The organism is Bacteroides sp. (assembly GCF_019417265.1).
GTDB lineage: Bacteria > Bacteroidota > Bacteroidia > Bacteroidales > Bacteroidaceae > Phocaeicola.
Genome location: NZ_DXVR01000179.1, coordinates 1 through 2212 on the forward strand (window position 1 = coordinate 1; position 2212 = coordinate 2212).

Below are 2212 nucleotides of genomic sequence, written 5' to 3' on the forward strand. Positions count from 1 at the left end.
GAATCTGGCGGTCTCCGCCTGCCTGGTTGAGCATATACACGAAGTCGGAGTTTTATAGTGATAGGTAAGCCCCTGATATCATCTCAGGCTTTTCCCCCACTTCACACCGTGCATGCGACTTTCACCGCACACGGCGTTCCATCGGTTAGTAGATTTCGTTGTCTAAACAATCAAACCTGTCATAGAAATACTGTGTTGTGTTGATTAGTGAGAGATTAGATTAACGGCAGAGACGCCAACTCACGGAGCGTATTTACCTTTTTGAGCTGGCTCTTGTCAAGCTGTAGGAGTTCCAAATATTTTGCGATTGTATCTGCATTGATGGCATGAATCAACTTGTGTACAGAATCCTTCACTAAAATAAGATTCCCATAGGAATCATCGCCTCCAAGATACCGGGGCAGTTTGTGATGACAGTGAATCTCATGTGTACTTGAGAATTCTTCACCGGTAACAGCACATTTTCCCCATTGAGCAGAGAATAGTGATATTCTGTTATCTGCATATTCCGCGCTATAGCCATAGGGTGGCTTCCGCATAAGCGAGAGCAGAATGGCCATATTGATTCGTAGGTTATTGTGAATGCCTTCCCGCCCCTCTGGAGTGTAGTAATTCCATGTTTTTTTACGGAATAAAGGATTCTTGTGTTGCGTGTAGCCAATAGGATATACTGGCTCATTTGTGCCTGCAACATATCGCATCATTTTGGATTTTCCAAATCGGCTTCTTTCAAACTCAGTCAATTCCCGTCCGGTTTTAACCAATCGATTCCCGTTACGGGTACTAAGCCTATTTGTGAGCAGTGTCATAACTGCACGATTTAGTATTGCGCAATCATGGTTGATATGGGTGGCAATGCAGTAATAATTCTGCATTCCTGTGACCATACTGTTATAGAGCCTGATTTCACCCTGTTCTCCATAGATTTTTCGGGGATGGACAATCCGTTTTGCCTGTGTTTTCAGCTTCTGGCGCTTGTGGTCAAAATTCTTATCAGCGATGTATGAAATTACCACCAGCTTGTTGCCTTTCCTGTGAACTTTCATCTTGAACCCAAGGAAGTCTGAGTAATGATTTCTGACATTGATAATCCTTGTTTTCTTTTCTGAGATTTCCAGTTTCAGCCTTTCTCTTAACCACTGTATAACTGCGTGCATTGTCCGTTCAGCAGTATCTTTCGTTCTACAGTAAATCCGAAAGTCGTCCGCATATCGAACAATGAACATCTCTTTGAGGTTGGACTTTTTCGCCTGTCTGTACCCGTTTTCAGGTCTGACATTTCTTTTGCATATCGGACTCCATTGCCATTGGCTTTCAACCCAGTGGTCGAGTTCGTTAAGAACGATGTTTGCAAGGAGTGGAGAAATGATTCCACCCTGTGGTGTTCCCTTATCAGGCGTAATAAATGTTCCGTCCTCAAGTTTTATCTGTGCTGTCAGTATTCTCCGAAGCACAAATATAAGCGCCTTATCGTGAATCCCCATTGCCCAAATCTGCCGAATCAGCTTTGCATGGTTCACATTGTCAAAAAATCCTTTAATATCGAATTCAATGACATAGTGCAGGTTTGCTTGCTGTAACAGTTTATAACTTCTGGCAATAGCGTTTTCTACGGAATGGTTCGGTCTAAAGCCATAGCTGTTCTCACTGAACTTAGCTTCACATACCGGCTCCATTACCTGCTTAATACATTGTTGGATTAACCTGTCCCAGATGCATGGAATGCCTAAGGGTCTTGTCTTGCTCGGGTCGTATGGCTTCGGTATCTCCTTTCGCCTGACTGGCTTAGGACGATAACCATGCTCACTTCCGTTTACAATAAATCTCACTTTTTCAACTACTTCATCAGGGGAGCACTTTCCAATGTCCCTGATTGTGAGTTTATCTGTTCCACACGTTTTACTTCCTGTGTTTTTCTTGATATTTCTGTATGCCAGCAGAATGTTTTCCCTTTGAAGGACGATAGACATGAGGTCTGTAAACACCTCACCATTCTTACTGGCAGCATATAGATTATCGAAGGTATCTTGCATTCCGTAATACTCGTTATGTCGCAGATTTTCCTCACATAGCAGTTGTTTCTTTTTTCTGGTCATAAGGCATCACTCTCCTTTCGCGGGAAAGTGTCCCTTTTTGTCTTACTCGTAATCCTTATACGATTGAATGACAACAATAGTTTCTAACCGACTAAAGCCCATTCCTCAAGCCCGCC

1 protein-coding gene is annotated in these 2212 nt (G+C 43.0%); it reads right to left on the minus strand.

What is annotated here, in order from left to right:
* Positions 1 to 215: 215 nt before the first annotated feature.
* A complete protein-coding gene (gene ltrA / locus QZ379_RS12660; RefSeq protein ID WP_002585010.1) occupies positions 216 to 2096 on the minus strand; it encodes a group II intron reverse transcriptase/maturase in 1881 nt (626 codons plus the stop codon).
* Positions 2097 to 2212 lie beyond the last annotated feature (116 nt).

What these genes read in the sequence shown, in the direction of transcription:
- ltrA (WP_002585010.1), bottom strand. Translation starts at nt 2,096, where the DNA reads ATGACCAGAAAAAAGAAACAACTGCTATGTGAGGAAAATCTGCGACAT.